This is a genomic window from Proteiniphilum acetatigenes DSM 18083 (assembly GCF_000380985.1).
Taxonomy (GTDB): Bacteria; Bacteroidota; Bacteroidia; order Bacteroidales; family Dysgonomonadaceae; genus Proteiniphilum; species Proteiniphilum acetatigenes.
In genome coordinates this window covers 433670-453153 of record NZ_KB905694.1, presented here as the reverse complement: position 1 = coordinate 453153, position 19484 = coordinate 433670, and the positions used below count along the sequence as shown (strand labels likewise).

Sequence of the window (19484 nt, the reverse complement as noted above, 5' to 3'; positions counted from 1 at the left end):
TAAATTTGCAAGGCTGTTTGTGCCTTTGCAAATGACCTGCCCAATAAAAAACTTCCGGGTTATCTCATTATAGGAGCTTACGATGACGGTTCATTGAACGGGTTAAAGGTGACGGATGAGCTGTTAAGAAATTTGGCAGGATTACGTTCTGATGGAAACATATTACCTCAACCGGCGCTGATGGTCGAAAAGTTTTCATTTCCCGATGGCGATATCGCCGTTGTCGAAGTAAAACCGAGCAAGAATACTCCCGTGAAATATAAAGGAACGGTGTATATCCGTATCGGGCCGAGACGAGGAGAAGCAAATGACGAAGAATTAAGAATTCTTCGTGAAAAAAGCGAAGTAAAATCACAAACATTCGATACCTCTCCATGTTTGCATACTATTATTGATGATTTGGATTTAGACCTCTTCAAATCTGAATATCTCCCAAAAATGGTAAATGCCAACATTTTAAAAGGAGATAAACGGCAGATTAAGGAACAATTGGCATCCTTAAAATTGTTTGATCCGGTGCAAGACTGCCCGACAGTTGCCGGAATCTTACTTATAGGAAAAGATCCCTCGCATATTCTTTTTGGGTCGTATATACAATATGTTGAATTTGCCGGAAAAAGCATCACATCCAAGGTGCTGAACGAAAGACAATTTTCAGGGAACCTTATCACAATGTTGAAAGAAATAGATTACTTCATCAAATATACCATTCAGAAGCAACGACCGGTATTTGTTACGGTTTTACGGGAAGAAATGAAAATCAACTACCCGTATGAAGCAATAAGAGAGCTGGCTATGAATCTCATCATGCACCGTACGTATGAGACGAATGCCCCGGCTCGATTTTATGAATATTCCGACCGGATTGTGATGGATAATCCGGGTGGACTTTATGGTAAAGTACAACCGGAAAATTTCCCGCATGTAAATGATTATCGCAATCCTGTTATTGCTGAAGCGATGAAAGTTCTTGGATATGTAAACCGTTTCAACAGGGGAATAAGTATGGTACAGGAACAGCTTGACGCAAACAAAAACGGCTTGGCCATATTTGATTTTAAAGATATTACCACATTCAAGGTAACGGTGATGAGTGCCGACCCTAAACCGGAAGGAGAAGTAAGTGGTGCAGATAAAGCAAAAAGTGGTGCAGAAAATGGTGCAGATGGTATAGAAAGTGGTACAGATAATAGGCATGAACGTGTCGGAGATGTGTCGGAGAAGCGTCGGAGAAATGTCGGAGAAGACAATGAAGCAGAAAAGAGTATGGGTGAAGCAGAAAATGAAGCAATAAGTGAAGCAGAAAATGAAGCAATAAAAATAACCTCGAGGCAAGTGAAGATTCTTCAACTAATTAGAGAAGATAATAGTTTGTCAAGAGAAGCCATATCTAAACAATTAGAGGTGAGCGATTCGTCTGTATATCGTGATATTGAGAAATTAAAAAAGATTGGGAAACTTGAACGTATTGGAGGAAACAAAGGGGGGTACTGGAAAATAAAGTAATTCTACAGTGATGGATTATCGTAAAATCAATAGCCATATCATCCTACTCCTGATCGTTTCTATTGTCGGTTTGATAATAGCTATGATAGGAAGATTGATCGTACTTGAAAAAGGAGTTGATACAGGTACGGCAAATTTGACCTTTGTGATTATCCTTGGCGTGTGCGTTATTGCGTATCTGATTATCCTGGCAACATTGTCTCATGTCATTGTCCCGTGGATTATGAAAAAACTGCCGAATAAAAAGAACACGGCTTCAACAATCACAGATGATAATGTTTCCAATGAAACAACGTTTGACGGAACAAGGTGTAGTCAAAAAGGAAAAATGCCGGAGCAATCCATAGAAGAAATAAGAAAAGACGCTGAAAAGCACCATACAGAAAAGCAGAATGCCAAAATCAATCTTTTTATTGAGTATTCGCATGTGACGATGGCGCCATACATAACGGACGATGAATTATTCCGGCTCGACAAGTACATCGAGTATTATGCAAGAGAAGAGCCTTTACCCGATAATCTCATCCCGATCAAACCCAATAAGTTAAAAAATCCCGATATGTTTCATTTCGGTTGGAACATGGCGCATTATTTCGACCATAAGAAACAAGATGTGGTTCCGTGGCTTCAGCAAGTTTTCGTCGATTTGCAATATCTTGAGTATTCCTATGTAAAAGGCAAACTTCACGACTATCAAACCAAAAAACATATCATACCCAATATTGACGATATTCCCAAGTATTTAGCAGAACAGAATAAGTAAAAGTATTCATTTTCGGAGATAATGGAGAGATTTTCGAGAGATTTCAAGTGATTTGAATCTCTGAAATATCTCTCTTTTTATTTGCCCCGGATTCAAAGGAATCCGCGAGTAAATTATTGTATAACTATAAAATTTCCGATTATGAACTATCGTGATTTATTGAATTCCGGGGCGAATGTAAATGTAACACTCAAACTGGAAGACCTGCGGGAAATCTTTAGAGAGATGGCGGGCAGCCTTAAGTCTGTACCCAAAGACCCGCCACCCGAAGAATTCCTAAGCCGTAAAGAGGTTTTATCTATTCTTAAAATTGATTCTTCTACTTTGTGGAGTTGGGAGAAAACAGGTTACATCAAATCATTCCCATTTGGAGGACGAAAGCGGTATAAATCTGTAGATGTCGAAGCAATACGCACCGGCAGGAAAGGAGTACGTCATGGAAAATAAAGAAAAATATATCCGTGTCGGGACAACCTTGTATAAAATTGTTGGTCGTCCGCTGATCAGTGGCGATTTTATTGAAGAGAAAATCCTCTGGAGTTATGAGGCCCTTAGGCAAGATTATGGAAAGAATAATCTTCCCGAGATTGAAAAATATGATGGCTTTTGCATTATTCCGAGCCATATAAACTACCAACAGGTTTATGGAACTTTTCTTAACCAATACGAGCCTGTCAATCATACACCTTGCGAGGGTGATTTTCCTTATATCCGGCTATTTCTGGAACATATTTTTGAGGAACAGATAGAGTTGGGGCTGGACTATATTCAACTTTTGTATACCCGGCCAACACAGATGCTTCCCATTCTTTTACTGGTTTCCAATGAAAGGGAAACAGGCAAAACAACGTTCCTGCGATTTTTGAAAATAATTTTCGGAAAGAATGCCACATTCAATACGAATGAGGATTTTAAAAGTCAGTTCAATGCCGATTGGGCAAACCGCTTGTTGGTTCTGGTCGATGAACTCCTTCTGAATAAGATGGAAGATACCGAAAAGATAAAAAACTTATCAACCGCAGGTGACTATAAAATCGAGGCCAAGGGAAAAGACCGACGGGAGATTGAATTCTTTGCCAAATTCGTTCTTTGTTCCAATAACGAAAAGAATCCGATTATTATTCCGAAAGAAGAAATTCGTTTTTGGGTTCGCAAAGTCAAACCGGTTGAAAAAGATATAACTTCTTTAAGAGAGTTGATGACAAAAGAAATTCCCTGTTTCCTGCATTTTCTTATGAACCGGAGACTATCTACACAAAACGAATCCCGCATGTGGTTCAACCCGTCATTACTGGAAACCCCCGCCTTGAATAAAATCAAGAAGTATAATTCGAGTAAAGTTGAGATTGAAATGGCTTCCTATTGTGCCGAAGTTATGGAACGCCTCGAACTAAACACATTTCATTGTTGTCCGAAAGACTTTTTGGATATTATGCGGAATGCCGGACTGAAAACGGATATTCCTCAAATCCGAAGCATTTTGAAAGATAGTTGGGGACTTCGTTCTGACCGTAACAGCGACTATACTTTTTATTGGGTTGGTTTTGACGGGGAGATACATCCAATGAAAAGAAAAGGACGGTATTTGGAGATAGAGAAAAATTTGGTGGATAAAATCCTGTTGTAATGTTTTCTTCTTATCGCTAATTAGCTAACAATCAAAAAGAACATAATAGCAACAAAACCGCAACAATCATACAACAAAATCGAAATTGTCGGTAACCATCAACAACGAAAACGTCGTTTGTTGTGTATATGTTGAGCCTATAATTTAGTGGAATACTGTAGAATATCCCAACCCTACAACAAATCAACAAAAAATAGAAATATGCAAGCAGACAATATAAAAACCATATCCATCTGGGATTACCTGAGCAGTCATGGAATCTATCCCGCAAAGGAATATTCCGGTTACGGGATGTACAGAAGCCCGTTGCGTGACGAACGCATGCCGAGTTTCAAAGTCGATTACAACCGGAACCTATGGTGCGATTTCGGAAGTGGTGAAGGTGGCAGTATTATTGATTTGGTCATGAAAATGAACAAATGCCCGTTCATTGAAGCAATTGAGAAATTGAAAAACTTTTCATCCATCCCCGGGAAAGAAGAACAACAATCTTTTTCCTTTCACCGTAATCCTGAAAAGACCAACGGGATTACCCTGATAGAAGAAAAACCGGTGGAACACCCCGGACTGTTGGAGTACCTGCAAAGCCGAAAGATTGATTTAACCATCGCACGGGAACATTGCCGTGAGGTACATTATCAAACCGAGGGACGGGAGTACTTTGCCATCGGTTTTGGCAACGATGCCGGAGGGTATGAAATACGCAACCCCTCTTTTAAAGGCTGCATAGCGCCCAAGGACGTCACCCACATCCGGCAGGACGATAGAAAGGAAACCTGTTTTCTTTTCGAAGGCTTTATGGACTATCTCTCCCTGCTCACTATACGGCACCAACTCAATCCGGAATATACAAGTTCCAACTGGCACGACAATATCATACTCAACTCCACGGCCAACCTGCAAAAAGCATTGCCATTATTAGCGGACTACGGACAAACGTATTGTTTCCTTGACAATGACAAGGCAGGGATGACCGTTTTCAGGGAACTGCAAAAGGAACTGGGTTACCGTGTGCGTGATTCCTCACACCACTATTCAGGGTACAAGGATTTGAATGAATATTTGTGCGCAGGGAAGCATTTGAAACTCCGCCAAGCCCTAAAAAAGCCAATCCAAAAACGAAAAAAAGGACTGGGAATTTAATGCTGCAAAAAATGGGATGTATCATGTTTTTTGGAGTAGCAAGTTTATGTTTTGGTAGTACCAAAACCCACTTGCTCCCCTAAAAGGGAGAAATAATCCCGCTGGTCTGGAATTGAAAATCATGATAAAAATTAAAAGTATGAATGCTATAAAAAAAGGAGGCCGCCCTGCCAAGAAATTGGGAGAAAAACGCAGGTACACGGTCAGCGTGAAACTGGACACGAGGGAATACCTTTCGCTCAAAACAAAAGCCAATTCGGCGGGAATTACCCGCAGCGAATTTATCCGGCAGTCCATATCCCGGAGCGTAATCCGTTCCCGGTTAACCCCCGAACTGAACACTCATATCCGCAAACTGTCCGGCATGGGGAACAACCTGAACCAGATTGCACGCAGGGCAAATGAAGCGGGATATACCAAGGCAAGGAGCGAATACCTCAATCTGGCCGGCATGATCGATAACGTGATAGAAGATATACGGAATGATGGCTAAGATCACAAAGGGCAGTTCTTTCAAAGGTGTGGTGAAATACATTACCGATGAAAAGAAAGAAACCCAAATACTCGATGCCGACGGGTTACGGTTGAAAAACCTGTCTTCCGTCATCGACAGTTTTGTAACGCAGGCAGGGATGAACGGCAGGGTATCGAAACCGGTCGGGCATATCTCCCTTGATTTTTCCGCAGAGGATAGGGAGAAACTAACCAACCAGCTCATGGTAAAGATTGCACATGATTATATGAAACGCATGGGTATCACCGACACGCAATATATCATTGCCAGGCATTTCGACAGGGAACACCCGCATATCCATTTAGTGTTCAACAGAGTTGACAATAACGGCAAGACCATTTCCGACAGTAACGACCGGTACCGGAGCGAGAAGATCTGCAAGGAATTGACGCATAAGTACGGATTGTACTATTCCACGGGCAAGGAAAATGTGAAGCTGCATCGCCTGCGTGAGCCGGACAAGACCAGATATGAGATATACGATGCCCTTAAAGCATCCGTTCCGAGATGCAAGGACTGGAAACAGTTGATGCGGGAACTTGACAAGGCAGGAATTAAGACGGAATTCAAAACCAAAGGGGATACCAGCACCGTAGAGGGAGTAAAGTTTAGAAAGGGAGAGTACACGTTCAACGGCTCGAAAGTGGACAGGATGTGCAGCTACTCGAAAATCGACTACCAACTGAAACAGAACGCCCGACAATCCATGCAGCAGAATCAGGCACAATCCCAATCGGCAACGCTACAGGCAGGCATCGAATCCGTTACATCGGCATTGGGAGGACTGTTTGACATCCGGCCTGCAAGCGGAAACAATGACGATCAGGAATACCTGTACCGGCAACCGAAGAAAAAGAAGAAACGCAGGTATGGACGGCAGATGTAGCCTGCACGGTGCAGTAAGTCAATACTTCATTAAGTCATGAATCCATACTTCAATGCACCAATGCAATAATGCAACAAAACATCATTATAATATTACAGGAAAATGAAAAATATAGATGTAAATGAAGTGTATACACTTTTTGAAGAAATTAAAGAGCTTATAAAGAGCAGGAACGAAAAAAACACAGCTGTTCCGACCAAAATCGAAATCACGAACTTATCCGCCATAAACGAGTTATCTTACAAACTGGATGAAACCATTAAAGAAATCCGCAAACCGGTAAAAACGGAGCATCACCATATTTTCAGTATTGCTTCCAATAAGATATTTTACGGGGTGATCGGATTGTGCATCATGTGCCTGTTTCTTCTTTTCACCGCATTCTGCCAGCGGAAAGAAATCGCTACCTATAAAGACAACGATTTAAAATACCGATACATCCAAATGCAGGGATATGTGACCACTGAAGATTTTGCTTTCTTAGATAGCATATTCCATTTCAATCGAAATAGTAAGAAAATCCAAGAATTATGTGAGAGTGTGGAAACATTTGAGGAAAATATAAAACAACGAGCGAAAATTATTGAACAGGAAGAGCGTTTGCAGGAGGCGAGAGAAAGATTGGAGGGAAAATCGAACTTATCGGATGTCAAAATGAAATAGTAACTATGCAATAAATTTGTTTTGTGTTTTATATTACTGATTTTCTGAAATGTATGTTTTATTATAAGATTTGATTCATACTTTTTAATTGGAAAATAATTCTTAATTTTGTAGAATAGACTTGTTATATTTTTTTAGAAATGAACGGAGAATCGCTAACGCCTCATAACGTGATAATTACCCAATTAAAGCAACAACTACCCGAAGTCTTTACAGAAGGGAAAATTGATTGGGAAAAATTAAAGGTAACACTCGGAGAGAATATTAATTTCTCCAATGAACGCTATGTGCTGAACTGGGCTGGTAAAAGTGATGCATTCCGTGTAATGCAAGAACCCAGTTATCAAACGCTCATTCCGGTTGAAGAGGACTCTGTTGATTTCTATGGAACTGAAAATATCTTTATCGAAGGTGAAAATTTGGAGGTGCTGAAAGTATTGCAAAAAAGTTATTTCGGCAAAGTGAAAATGATATACATTGATCCTCCATACAATACGGGTAATGATAGTTTTATTTATCCTGACCGTTTCTCGGAAACTAAAGAAGAGTACCAAAAACGTGTAGGAGATAAAGATGATGAAGGATATATGACAAGTGAAGGGATGTTCCGACGCAACAGTCGAGAGAATGGGCAATACCATAGTAATTGGCTCAATATGATGATGCCACGCCTTTATTTAGCGAAAAACTTGTTGCAAGAAGATGGGGTGATTTTCATTTCCATTGACGACAATGAAGTCCATAACCTCCGATTGTTGATGAATGAGATTTTCGGAGAGGAAAATTTTGTTGGAGAGTTGATTTGGAAAAGTAGGCAAAATAAAGACAATAGAAATATTACAGGATTATCTATTGATCATGAATATGTACTATGCTATTCAAAATATAATGACGGAAGAAAACTTAATGGATCTGAAAGAAAAACAGAGCAATATGCAAACCCTGACAATGATTCGAGGGGTGATTGGGTAAGTGGTAATATGGTTGGTTTATTAGGTGAGGATTTAAGACCAAACTGTCATTATGATTTAATTAATCCTGAAACTGGAATTAATTATGGTAAACCCAAGTTAGGTTGGAGATACGATAAAAAAACAATGTCAAGATTGATTGAAGAAAAAAGGATTATATGGCCTGATAGTAAGGACGGTCGTCCGAGAAGGAAAGTTTTCCTTAATGAGTTGAACTCTGAACTGCCAAATTTTACTTCAATAATTGGAGAAAAGACTTACACAAGAGATGGGACAAAGGAAATCGATGAGTTATTTAATTCAAAATACTTTGATTTTCCAAAACCTACGACATTAATTGGAGAGTTAATTAAACAGGGTACAGATTGTCGGGGAAACGATATTATTCTTGATTTCTTCGCTGGTAGTGCTACTACGGCCCATGCCGTAATGCAACTCAATAAAGATGGCGGTAACCGTAAGTATATTTGTGTTCAAATGCCTGAACCTTGTGAAGAGAAAAGTGAAGCATATAAAGCTGGTTATAATACAATAGCCGATATTGCCAAAGAACGTATCCGCCGTGCCGGGAAAAAAATACAGAGTGAAATTGCCGAAGAAAACCGGAAAAATAAAGAAAAACTTGATTTCGACAAATCAAATGAAGAGATAAAATTGGATACTGGTTTTAAAGTATTCAAGCTATCCGTGAGCAACTTCAAGCAATGGAGACAATCCCCACTTCATAATTCCGAAGAATTAACAGACCAACTAAAATTATTTATCGACCCTATTGCAGAGAATGCGATAATTGAAGATATGGTGTATGAACTTTTGCTGAAAAGTGGGAAAGACTTGAACAGTCGGGTAGAAAATAACGATGGTTATTATTTAATTGACAGCAACGAACTGGCATTTATTCTGGAAAAGGTGAATGAACAGATAATCTTGGAGGTGTTGAGCGAATACCCTAAAAAAGTTATTGCTCTTGACCGTATTTTCAATGAAAACGATCAACTTAAAACCAACACCGCCCTACAAATGAAAGATGCCGGAGTGGAGTTTAAAACGATATAATTTTTAATAATCATGATAACTTATATTGAAATAAATGGGTTTAAATCATTTCATAACTTTGAAATGGAGTTTACTCCTTTGACTATCATTGCGGGAACTAATGCGTCAGGGAAAAGTAATCTTTTTGACGCTTTGATGTTGTTATCAAGTTTAGCTGAGACCGATAATATAAAAAAAGCTTTCAGAGAACAAAGGGGAGAATTTATAGAATTGTTTTCACAGTATGGGGAGAACAATTATGCTCAAGAAATGAATTTCAGTGTTGAGATGTTAGTGAATAAAAATATCACGGATGCATGGGGAAATAAAAAAATGTTAAAATATACAAGACTTCGTTACGAATTGAGTGTAAGGCGATTCACTAATGAGGTAGGTATGGAAGATATTGAAGTATCTCATGAACATCTTGTTAATTTGAAGCACCAGAATGATAAATGGATTAAGATTATTCCTTCGGAATACAGGGAGTTATGGCGTCCCAAAGTAATTACAGGGAAAAGAGGTATTCCTTATATTGATACTACTGTTGAAAATAATATACCAACAGTAATAGTACCTCAGGACGGTACAACAGGGAATAAACGAAGATTTCCTCTCAAAAATGCAACTCGTACTGTTTTAAGTAGTTTTGATACAATTGATTTTCCCCATGTTCTAGCCGCCAAAGAGGAAATGAAAAGTTGGAGATTCCTTCAATTGAATCCGGAGGATCTACGAAAACCTACAGATAAATCTAATGGAGAGGATTTTATAACACAAAGTGGAAAAAATCTTGCAGCTGCACTCAACAGAATTACGCTCAAAAACGAATATAGTCTTGGAGAAATTTCAAGAAAACTTCAATCATTTGTTCCAAATTTCATTGAAGTAAAAGTAATAGACGATAAGGAAAATAAGCAATTTATTATTAAGCTTATAGACAAGGATAACAAAGAATATAGTTCAAGAGTCCTTTCAGAAGGCACTCTACGTATATTAGCTCTTTGCATTTTGGAACAAGACGAGCAATTTACAGGTTTGTTGTGTTTTGAAGAACCTGAAAATGGAATTCATCCTTTCAGAGTAAATACAATGGCCGCTCTTTTAAAGGACTTAACAAATGACTTTACAGATGACGAATTGCCACTTAGACAGGTAATAGTAAATACCCATTCTCCTATTTTAGTGAGCAATGCATATAAATGGGAGACAGATAATAACGTAAGTATATGGTATGCAGAACTAATTAATAGAATAGCAGATATTAATAGAGAAAGAATGAATATAAGTATAACCAGCATATTACCGGTAGTAAAAGAACAAGATTTTCAATTGAGTCTACCTTGGACTGAAATACAAAAGAAGATGACTCTTACGACTGTAAAAGAATATTTGGAAACGAAAGAAAATTTACAATAATCATGATTCAATTATTTGTAGGATTAATAGCTGAAGGAACGACTGATTATCTTTTTCTTGAACCAATCATAGAAAAGGTATTGCTTGATATTGCATATGATTGTAGAGGACAGGTAGATGTTGATGTGAAAAAAATCGAATGCGATAAAGGCAGGGGTTTCACAGATTATGTTTTAAATGCAGCTCAAAAAGGAAAAGAAAACTATATATCTATGTTTATTGTACATACAGATGCGGATGCGGATTCTGCTTGCCATACTTATACGCATAAAATTAATCCTGCAAAAACTTTACTAGAACAGAAAGAAGATAGTGGTTATTGTAAAAATTTGATTGCTTTAGTTCCAATACAGGAAACAGAATCTTGGATGTTAGCCGATAAAAATTTATTCATAAAAACTATTGGAACAAAAAAGAATGAAAATGAATTAAATCTAAATGGGCATCCTGAAACGTTCAATAATCCTAAAGAAAGAATAGAAAATGCAATACGTATAGGACGCCAGAATCTACCTAAAAAGTTGAGAAATTCTTTAAAAATTATAGATTTATATTCTTATTTAGGTCAAGCTATGAAGATTGAAAATCTTGGCACATTCAAATCTTATTGTGATTTCAATAACAATGTGAGACGAGAGTTGATTAAACTTAATCTTCTTTCAGAGAATCAATAATATACTCTAAATTCCAATGAAACTCCACTTTGAGCCTAATCTTCAGTATCAACTTGATGCGATAAATTCGATTATCCGACTTTTTGAGGGACAGCCAATGAATGATTCTACTCTGGAATTTGGGGTAGAAGAAGAAAGTACGTTAAATTTTATCGATGGAATTGCTAACCGTCTAATACTCTCAGAGGAGCAAATTTTAAAGAATCTGCAAACAGTGCAGGAAGATAATCAAGTTTCGGTTGTGAAATTTTTGGACGGAATGAACTTCTCGGTTGAGATGGAAACTGGAACGGGAAAAACCTATGTATATCTTCGCACCATTTACGAGTTATACAAACAATACGAGTTTAAGAAGTATGTTATTGTTGTTCCGTCGGTTGCCATACGCGAAGGTGTACTGAAAAACTTGGAAATCACCCACGAGCATTTCCAAAATCTATATGATAATGTTCCGGTGCATTTTCGTGTGTACGACAGTGCTAAAATATCTTCGTTGCGCGGATTCGCAACCGGTAATAATATTGAGATTTTGATTATCAATATCGATTCCTTTGCAAAAGACGAAAATATTATCAATAAGCCCAACGACCGCCTGAACGGACAACTCCCCGTCGAATTTATCCGTGCCGCCAATCCCATCGTGATTGTGGACGAGCCGCAAAACATGGAAACCGACAAGCGCAAAAAAGCGGTTGAGAATCTGAATCCGCTTTTTACATTACGTTATTCTGCCACCCATCGCAATCTGTATAATTTAGTTTACAGTCTGAATCCGGTAAAGGCTTATGATTTAGGCTTGGTAAAACAAATTGAAGTAGATTCGGTCATCGAAGAAAACTCTTCGAACGATGCCTTCATATCGGTCGAATCCATTACAGCAGCTAAAACTAAGGTTACAGCGAAAGTAATGATAAACGTAAACGACAAAAATGGTGTATCAAGGAAAACGGTCAATGTGAGAGCGGGTGACGATTTGTACCGTCTGTCCAATGAGAGGGAAATCTACCGAAACGGCTATATTATCGAAGAAATTGATGCTGCGAACGGTTGTATCACACTATCGAACGGGAATATTCTCTACAAAGGTGCAATACAGGGGGGATTGACTGATGAAGTGATGAAATTCCAAATGCGAAAAACTATAGAAGAGCATTTGAAGAAAGAATTAAAACTAAAATTAAAAGGTATAAAAGTACTGTCGCTGTTTTTTATCGACCGCGTCGCGAATTATCGGGAATACGACCAAAACGGCAATCCCCTGCAAGGAAAATTTGCTCGATGGTTTGAAGAAATTTATACGGAGTTGATTGCTAAACCCGTTTTTAAATCCCTTGATAAATACCCGCTTCAGGAAATTCACAACGCTTATTTTTCACAAGATAAAAAAGGGAGATTGAAAGATACTTCCGGAGAAACACAAGCTGACGACGATACGTATAACCTTATTATGAAGGATAAGGAAAAGCTCTTGAATATCCATAATCCGCTCCGTTTTATCTTTTCACACTCTGCCTTGCGTGAGGGATGGGACAATCCGAATGTCTTTCAAATATGTACGCTCAACGAAACAAAGTCAGAAATGAAAAAACGGCAGGAAATAGGTCGTGGACTACGCTTAGCTGTCGATGCTGAAGGACGACGTATTTATGACTCGAATATCAATCGCCTTACCGTAATTGCTAATGAGGCTTACGGTGATTTTGCAAAGGCATTGCAGCAGGAAATTGAAGAAGATTGCGGAGTGGCATTTGAAGGTCGTATTAAGAATAAGCGTGAGCGTACGGCGGTAAGATACCGTAAAGGTTTTGAAGCCGATCCCAAATTTTTGGAAATATGGGAACGTATTAATAAGAAAACAACTTACCGGGTATATTACGATACGGTGGAACTGATTACTGTGGCTTCTAAAGCTGTAAAAGAATTGCCGGCTATCGCCCCGCCTTCCATCCGCTCCACCAAGGTAAATGTACTGATGACGGATTCCGGTATAGAAACCTCTTATGTTGGGGACAAAGTGGAACATTACGGAAATTTTAAATGGGTAATTCCCGATGTGTTGGGATATATCCAAAGTAAAACCAACCTTACACGACACACATTATTGCAAATACTCGAAAAATCGGAAAGGATAGACGATATCCTTATCAATCCTCAATTATTCATGGATTTGTGTTCACAAGCCATTCAACGCGCTCTATCCGATTTAATGATTGACGGCATACAATATCAGAAAATAGGAAATTCCGAATATGAAATGCGATTGTTTGACGAACAGGAATTGGAAATTTATCTGAATGATTTCTCTTTTAAAGTATCGGACAAATCCAAAACGCTTTACGAGGAATATGTTCCTTTAGACTCGGCAGTTGAAAGCCGGTTTGCGAAAGATTGCGAGAGCAGCGAACAGATAAAGTTCTATTTCAAGTTGCCGGGATGGTTTACCATACCTACCCCTATTGGCAGTTATAATCCTGATTGGGCAATTGTTTTTGAGGATGACAAGAAAATCTATTTTGTAGCCGAAACAAAAGATACGGGAACAAAATCAGTCGACTTGTCGAAGCTGCATAGAAGCGAACAGCAAAAGATAAAATGCGGTAAAGCGCATTTTAAGCAGTTTGATGATGTAAAATATAAAGTGGTGAATAAACTCGGAGAATTAGTCGAATAAATATCATGCAAAAATATTCTGTTAATCAATACGAAATAGCATCATTATTGGCGTTTGTAAAAACAGGCGAAATTGCAATTCCTGAAATTCAACGACCGTTTGTTTGGGATAGTTCCAAGGTGCGAAATCTGATGGATAGCTTGTATCAAGGCTATCCGATAGGTTATATCATTGCTTGGAAGAATCCAAATGTAAGGCTGAAAGATGGTTCTTTTAGCGAGGGGAAGAAAGTCCTTATTGATGGACAACAGCGTATAACCGCTCTTTCCGCTGCAATTTTAGGGAACTATGTTATTGACAAAAATTATAGCCGGATAAGAATCAAAATTGCGTTTAACCCTGTAGAAGAGAGGTTCGAAGTGCAGAATCCTGCAATCTTGAAAGATAAACTTTGGGTGAGAGATATTGCAGAAGTGTTCTCAGGAGAAAAAAGCCTGATAAAATTAGTACGTGATTATTTGACATTAAACCCGGAATTAGATGAAGATATTATCGAGAATTCATTTTCTCGTTTGATAGATTTATCTAAAAAACCCGTTGGCCTTATAGAGCTATCTTCTGATTTGGATATTGAAACAGTAACAGAAATATTTATTCGTATCAACTCCGCTGGTGTCGTTTTAAGTCAGGCTGATTTTGCCATGAGTAAAATTACCGCTAATGAAGAACAACAGGGTAATATTCTCCGAAAAGCGATTGATTATTTTTGCCATTTAGCTGTTGCACCCGAATTTTATCAACATATTGTGGATAATGACAAAGAGTTTGCAAAGACAGACTTCTTTCAAAAGATGCAATGGTTGAAGAACGAAAACGATGATCTTTATGATCCAAGTTATGTCGATTTGTTAAGGGTTGCTTTTACTTCTCAGTTTGAACGAGGCAGACTTTCTGATTTAGTAAGTTTACTCTCTGGTAGAAATTTTGAGACACGCACCTTTGAAAATGAAATTGTGGAAAGTTCTTTCTCTACCTTGAAAAAAGGTGTGTTAGAATTTATCAATGAAACAAATTACAAACGGTTCTTAATGATAGTGCGTTCTGCGGGGTTTGTTTCTCCGAAACTTCTTCGTTCTCAAAACGCCGTAAACTTTGCTTATATTGTTTATCTTAAATTGAAATCTCAAAAAAGTCTATCTGATTCTGAAATAGAGAAATATGTCAAACGTTGGTTAGTCTATTCTATATTAACAGGACGTTACTCCGGTTCGCCGGAATCTGTATTTGATTATGATATTAAACAGATATCACAACGCCCAATACGAGATTATATGGCAGAAAAAGAAGAAGGAGAACTTTCTAATGCTTTCTGGAATGCAGCTTTACCGCAGAGCATGGATACCTCTGTAGCAAGTAGCCCCTATTTTCACGTATATTTAGCCGCACAAGTTAGACTAAATGACAAAGGCTTTTTGTCAAAAGATATTACGGTTAATGACTTAATAACATTTAAAGGCGATATTCACCATTTATTCCCCAAAGACTACCTAAAGAAAAATGGACTTGCTAAGGGTAAATATAATCAGATCGCCAACTATGTGTATATGCAGTCCGAGATAAATATTAAAGTAGGAAATAAATCCCCTCAGGAATATTTTGAGATTATTCGTACTAAAATGGAGAATGGCGATTCTGCCTTAACAGGCATAAATTCATTAGATGAGATAAGAGAAAATCTTAGAATGAATTGTATCCCGGAAAATATCGGAGAAATGACAGTGCAGGACTACAATGACTTTTTGTTTGAAAGGCGCAAACTTATGGCTCTTAAGATGAAAGAATATTATTATGGATTATGATAATATTATCTCTCTAAATAAAAGACATAGAAAGAAAAACTGATTTGTGAGGTAATGAGAAAGCAAAAATTAACAGTATGGGTATTTGCTTTACTCAACTAAATATGGACGGATATGAGGCCTTTTTGGGACGCACCCGAAATAGAGGAGTGAGAGTAATCATTAAGGGATAGATGGAGAGATAAGTATGGAATTAATCTATTTATATATTGAAGATGACGGGAAAAATATAAAAGATTGCGAGTTTAATTTTTCTCCAGAATATCGAATTTCTTATAACCGGAAAGAACGCTTTATTACTGTAGAGAAAAATGATAATTACCTTCCAAATTTTTGGAAGGCTGTTAGTTTCACTTATCCAACCTCGCAAACTAATCTTGTTTAAACTTTAAATCTTTCCGCCAAAATCTTCCGCTAAATTTCCCGCATTGAATCAATATGAAATATTGCTAAATGAGAATAAATTTTTAAACTTCCCAAAAAATGCGGACAAATTGCGGACACGGAGAGCAAAACAAAAACGCTAAATATTTTATTATTAAATATTTAGCGTTTTAAAATCGTACCCAGAGCCGGGATCGAACCGGCATGGAAGTGAATCCACTGGTGTTTGAGACCAGCGCGTCTACCAATTCCGCCATCTGGGCATTACCAAAAAGTGAATGCAAAAGTACGCATATTTTTGATATTTTGAAACAGGTTGGTACTCTTTTTTACAGATATTCGATCAATTCGTGTTTTTAATTGAAGTTTTGATCGCCTGTTTTATGTTCTGATATCTTTCGGATCTGTTTTTTGGATCACTTCTTATCATTTTTATGTTATGTTTCCGGCTGCTTCCCGATGCTGTTTCCTTTTTGTTTTGTATCTTTAAAGGCAAATTTGAGGAGACCATAAACAAATTGTTGCGGAAGGATGTTATTTAACTAAATAGGAACCCGTACAAAGAAAAAAGTAGATAAACGTGAATTTCATTTTTAAAAACATATATAATCTTAGGAATGAGAAACAATCATAATTATTGTGTAATCATGAGCGGCGGTGTGGGAAGCCGCTTCTGGCCCTTCAGTAAAGAGGGAAAACCCAAACAGTTTCTTGATTTCTTCGGAACAGGACGGTCGTTGCTGCAAAGCACTTTTGACCGGTTCAAACAAATAGTTCCGGCAGAGAACATATACATTGTGACGAACGATGCATACGCTGAAATGACGAAAAAGCAGTTACCCGAACTGAAAGATAACCAGCTTTTGCTGGAGCCGATCAGACGAAATACCGCTCCTGCCATTGCTTACGCTTCTTTCAGGATAAATGCGATCGATCCCAACGCGAATATAGTCGTCGCTCCGTCGGATCACCTGATCGTGAATACTGACGAGTTCGTGGCCGATATTCAAAAGGGGCTGGATTTTGTAAACACCAATCCGGTCTTACTTACGCTCGGAATTAAACCCAGTCGTCCCGAAACAGGCTATGGCTACATTCAGGTGAATGAGGAGGAGACGGGTGGAATACATAAGGTGAAGGCGTTTACCGAAAAACCTAATTTGGAACTGGCTAAGAAATTTGTTGACAGCGGTGAATTTGTATGGAACTCGGGTATTTTCCTGTGGAATGTAAACACTATTCTGGATGCTTTTAAAAAATACCTTCCGGATATCAACCAGAAGTTCAGCGAGGGAAAAGAGGTGTTTAACACGCCCGACGAGAAAAAGTTTGTCGATGCCAGTTTCCCGTTCTGTCCTAATATATCCATCGATTATGGTATTCTGGAGAAAGCGGATAACGTATATGTGAACATCTCCAACTTCGGGTGGAGCGACCTGGGAACCTGGGGCGCCCTGCATGAGATCTCGGATAAGGATGGGGAAGATAATGCCAGCCTGCACTGTAAAACGTTGTTTGTAGAGAGCACCGATAATGTCGTCGCGATGAGTGAAGACAAACTGGTCGTCTTACAGGGGCTTGACGGATATGTCGTGGCTGAGTCGGACAACGTCCTGATGATTTGTAAGAAAAGCGAGGAACAGCGGATCAAACACTTCGTGACGGATGTGAAATTCCGCTACGGAGACGAATACGTTTAACCCGCCGGGAGTATAAACCGGGTATTTAGTAAGGATCAGTGCACCTGCACCTGCTGATACCCGTGCTCATGTATCTTGCCGACCGCTCTTCCTGAGGGGTCGGCATTTTTCCTGAATTGTTCGTCCCATTCCAGAGCAACCGGTGTGCTGCATGCTACCGAGGGGACCGACGGTACGCACCGGGCAGCACTATCCGACGGGAACAGTTCGGAGTAGATGCAGCGGTACATATATTCTTCTTTTGTCAATGGCGGATTGATGGGAAAGCGATGATGTACATTGGCCATCTGTTCGTCCGTTACCTCATGTGCTGCTATCTCTTTTAAAGTATCGATCCAGCCATATCCAACACCATCGGAGAACTGCTCTTTCTGCCGCCAGGCCACTTCTTCGGGCAGATAATCCTGAAATGCCTGACGAAGGATATGTTTTTCAATCTTACCGTTCCCTGCCATTTTGTCTTTCGGATTGAGGCGCATGGCTATATCTATAAATTCCTTGTCGAGGAAGGGTACACGCCCTTCCACTCCCCACGATGCCAGCGATTTATTGGCCCGCAGGCAGTCGTACTGGTGCAGTTTACTCAATTTCCGGACAGTCTCCTTATGGAATTCTTCAGCATTGGGGGCTTTGTGGAAATAAAGATATCCTCCGAAGATCTCATCCGCACCCTCGCCGGAAAGCACCATCTTTACTCCCATTGATTTAATAAAGCGGGCAATGAGGTACATCGGTGTACTCGCGCGGACTGTCGTCACGTCATAGGTCTCGATATGGTAGATCACATCGCGAATAGCATCAATCCCCTCCTGAATAGTGTAATGGATTTCGTGGTGTACCGACCCGATATGATTTGCCACCTTTCTCGCAGCTGCCAGATCGGGTGATCCTTCCAGTCCGATGGCAAAAGAGTGTAGTTGCGGCCACCAGGCATCCTCGCTATTGTCAGTTTCCACCCGTTTAGCGGCAAATTTTTTGGCGATGGCGGAAATGATGGAGGAGTCCAGTCCGCCTGAAAGCAATACCCCGTAAGGCACATCGCTCATCATCTGGCGTTGTACTGCATCTTCCAACGCCTGTTTAAGAAGTTGTACATCGGAAACATTCTCTTTCACATTATCATATTCCGTCCACTCACGGGAGTACCATTGCCGGAGCTGGTTATCACTACTATAAAAGTAATGTCCGGGAGGAAATTCTTCAATACTATTGCAGTACCCTTCCAGTGCTTTTAGTTCCGATGCCACATAGTAGGCTCCCTCCTGATCCCATCCCTGATAAAGAGGGATGATACCGATGTGATCCCTTCCAATAAGGAAAGCATCCTTTTCGATGTCGTACAAGGCAAAGGCAAAGATGCCGTTCAGGTCATCCAGAAAACCGGTTCCCTTGTCCCGGTACAGCGCAAGGATCACTTCACAATCGGATTGGGTAAGGAAATCATACTTGCCCTCATATTGCTTCCGGATCTCACGGTGGTTGTATATCTCACCGTTTACAGCCAGCACTAATTTACCGTCCTTGCTGTAAAGAGGCTGATTGCCCGATGCGGGATCGATGATCGAGAGGCGTTCGTGCGCCATGACCGCTTTGTCGGAGGAGAAGATACCCGACCAGTCGGGCCCGCGGTGGCGTAATTTCCGTGACATTTTCAGTAATTGCGGACGTAACTCTTCTTCGGATTTTTTTATATTAAATGTGCAAACTATTCCACACATGTTATTTCTTG

At 39.4% G+C, this 19484-nt stretch carries 16 protein-coding genes and 1 tRNA gene; 15 read left to right on the top strand and 2 right to left on the bottom strand.

What is annotated here, in order from left to right:
- Positions 1 to 3 precede the first annotated feature (3 nt).
- The 14 genes from F597_RS20270 (at position 4) to F597_RS22290 (ending at position 16056) form a co-directional block, all read left to right on the top strand.
- Complete coding sequence (locus F597_RS20270; protein ID WP_281167175.1) at positions 4 to 1506, top strand: RNA-binding domain-containing protein; 1503 nt, start codon at positions 4 to 6, stop codon at positions 1504 to 1506.
- Between the two features lie 10 nt (positions 1507 to 1516).
- A complete protein-coding gene (locus tag F597_RS0106290; RefSeq protein WP_019538877.1) occupies positions 1517 to 2269 on the top strand; it encodes a magnesium transporter in 753 nt (250 codons plus the stop codon).
- Between the two features lie 141 nt (positions 2270 to 2410).
- Positions 2411 to 2716: a helix-turn-helix transcriptional regulator gene (locus tag F597_RS0106285; RefSeq protein WP_052319804.1), complete on the top strand. Its 306-nt coding sequence runs from the start codon at positions 2411 to 2413 to the stop codon at positions 2714 to 2716.
- Complete coding sequence (locus F597_RS0106280) at positions 2706 to 3896, top strand: primase-helicase family protein (protein ID WP_019538875.1); 1191 nt, start codon at positions 2706 to 2708, stop codon at positions 3894 to 3896. The genes F597_RS0106285 and F597_RS0106280 overlap by 11 nt, the downstream gene beginning before the upstream one ends.
- Before the next feature lie 201 nt (positions 3897 to 4097).
- On the top strand, positions 4098 to 5039 hold the full coding sequence (locus F597_RS0106275; RefSeq protein WP_019538874.1) for a toprim domain-containing protein: 942 nt from the start codon (positions 4098 to 4100) through the stop codon (positions 5037 to 5039).
- 139 nt (positions 5040 to 5178) lie between these two features.
- Positions 5179 to 5532 (top strand): MobC family plasmid mobilization relaxosome protein, encoded by a 354-nt coding sequence (locus tag F597_RS0106270; RefSeq protein WP_019538873.1) that lies wholly within the window; start codon positions 5179 to 5181, stop codon positions 5530 to 5532.
- Complete coding sequence (locus tag F597_RS0106265; protein ID WP_019538872.1) at positions 5522 to 6439, top strand: relaxase/mobilization nuclease domain-containing protein; 918 nt, start codon at positions 5522 to 5524, stop codon at positions 6437 to 6439. The genes F597_RS0106270 and F597_RS0106265 overlap by 11 nt, the downstream gene beginning before the upstream one ends.
- 102 nt (positions 6440 to 6541) lie before the next feature.
- A complete protein-coding gene (locus F597_RS0106260) occupies positions 6542 to 7102 on the top strand; it encodes a hypothetical protein (RefSeq protein WP_019538871.1) in 561 nt (186 codons plus the stop codon).
- 140 nt (positions 7103 to 7242) lie between these two features.
- Positions 7243 to 9129: a site-specific DNA-methyltransferase gene (locus F597_RS0106255; protein ID WP_019538870.1), complete on the top strand. Its 1887-nt coding sequence runs from the start codon at positions 7243 to 7245 to the stop codon at positions 9127 to 9129.
- A gap of 12 nt (positions 9130 to 9141) precedes the next feature.
- A complete protein-coding gene (locus tag F597_RS0106250) occupies positions 9142 to 10527 on the top strand; it encodes an AAA family ATPase (protein ID WP_019538869.1) in 1386 nt (461 codons plus the stop codon).
- A 2-nt stretch (positions 10528 to 10529) separates the two neighbouring features.
- Positions 10530 to 11201, top strand: a complete 672-nt coding sequence (locus F597_RS0106245; RefSeq protein WP_019538868.1) for a DUF4276 family protein — start codon at positions 10530 to 10532, stop codon at positions 11199 to 11201.
- 16 nt (positions 11202 to 11217) lie between these two features.
- Positions 11218 to 13872, top strand: a complete 2655-nt coding sequence (locus F597_RS0106240; protein WP_019538867.1) for a restriction endonuclease — start codon at positions 11218 to 11220, stop codon at positions 13870 to 13872.
- 5 nt (positions 13873 to 13877) lie between these two features.
- Positions 13878 to 15671 (top strand): GmrSD restriction endonuclease domain-containing protein, encoded by a 1794-nt coding sequence (locus tag F597_RS0106235; RefSeq protein WP_019538866.1) that lies wholly within the window; start codon positions 13878 to 13880, stop codon positions 15669 to 15671.
- Between the two features lie 187 nt (positions 15672 to 15858).
- Positions 15859 to 16056 (top strand): hypothetical protein, encoded by a 198-nt coding sequence (locus F597_RS22290; RefSeq protein WP_157278981.1) that lies wholly within the window; start codon positions 15859 to 15861, stop codon positions 16054 to 16056.
- Positions 16057 to 16234: 178 nt separating this feature from the next.
- On the opposite strand, the gene F597_RS0106230 is transcribed toward F597_RS22290, so the two are convergent.
- A tRNA-Leu gene (locus F597_RS0106230) sits at positions 16235 to 16318 on the bottom strand.
- Positions 16319 to 16672: 354 nt separating this feature from the next.
- Here F597_RS0106230 and F597_RS0106220 point away from each other — a divergent pair.
- Positions 16673 to 17755 (top strand): mannose-1-phosphate guanylyltransferase, encoded by a 1083-nt coding sequence (locus F597_RS0106220; RefSeq protein ID WP_026327184.1) that lies wholly within the window; start codon positions 16673 to 16675, stop codon positions 17753 to 17755.
- Between the two features lie 35 nt (positions 17756 to 17790).
- Here F597_RS0106220 and asnB read toward each other — a convergent pair whose 3' ends face one another.
- Entirely contained in the window at positions 17791 to 19473 is a 1683-nt protein-coding gene (asnB, locus tag F597_RS0106215) for an asparagine synthase B (protein WP_019538863.1), read from the bottom strand.
- Positions 19474 to 19484: the final 11 nt, after the last annotated feature.

Coding starts and splice junctions, on each gene's coding strand:
- F597_RS0106290 (WP_019538877.1), top strand. CDS start 1,517: ATGGATTATCGTAAAATCAATAGCCATATCATCCTACTCCTGATCGTT.
- F597_RS0106285 (WP_052319804.1), top strand. CDS start 2,411: ATGAACTATCGTGATTTATTGAATTCCGGGGCGAATGTAAATGTAACA.
- F597_RS0106280 (WP_019538875.1), top strand. CDS start 2,706: ATGGAAAATAAAGAAAAATATATCCGTGTCGGGACAACCTTGTATAAA.
- F597_RS0106275 (WP_019538874.1), top strand. CDS start 4,098: ATGCAAGCAGACAATATAAAAACCATATCCATCTGGGATTACCTGAGC.
- F597_RS0106270 (WP_019538873.1), top strand. CDS start 5,179: ATGAATGCTATAAAAAAAGGAGGCCGCCCTGCCAAGAAATTGGGAGAA.
- F597_RS0106265 (WP_019538872.1), top strand. CDS start 5,522: ATGATGGCTAAGATCACAAAGGGCAGTTCTTTCAAAGGTGTGGTGAAA.
- F597_RS0106260 (WP_019538871.1), top strand. CDS start 6,542: ATGAAAAATATAGATGTAAATGAAGTGTATACACTTTTTGAAGAAATT.
- F597_RS0106255 (WP_019538870.1), top strand. CDS start 7,243: ATGAACGGAGAATCGCTAACGCCTCATAACGTGATAATTACCCAATTA.
- F597_RS0106250 (WP_019538869.1), top strand. CDS start 9,142: ATGATAACTTATATTGAAATAAATGGGTTTAAATCATTTCATAACTTT.
- F597_RS0106245 (WP_019538868.1), top strand. CDS start 10,530: ATGATTCAATTATTTGTAGGATTAATAGCTGAAGGAACGACTGATTAT.
- F597_RS0106240 (WP_019538867.1), top strand. CDS start 11,218: ATGAAACTCCACTTTGAGCCTAATCTTCAGTATCAACTTGATGCGATA.
- F597_RS0106235 (WP_019538866.1), top strand. CDS start 13,878: ATGCAAAAATATTCTGTTAATCAATACGAAATAGCATCATTATTGGCG.
- F597_RS22290 (WP_157278981.1), top strand. CDS start 15,859: ATGGAATTAATCTATTTATATATTGAAGATGACGGGAAAAATATAAAA.
- F597_RS0106220 (WP_026327184.1), top strand. CDS start 16,673: ATGAGAAACAATCATAATTATTGTGTAATCATGAGCGGCGGTGTGGGA.
- asnB (WP_019538863.1), bottom strand. CDS start 19,473: ATGTGTGGAATAGTTTGCACATTTAATATAAAAAAATCCGAAGAAGAG.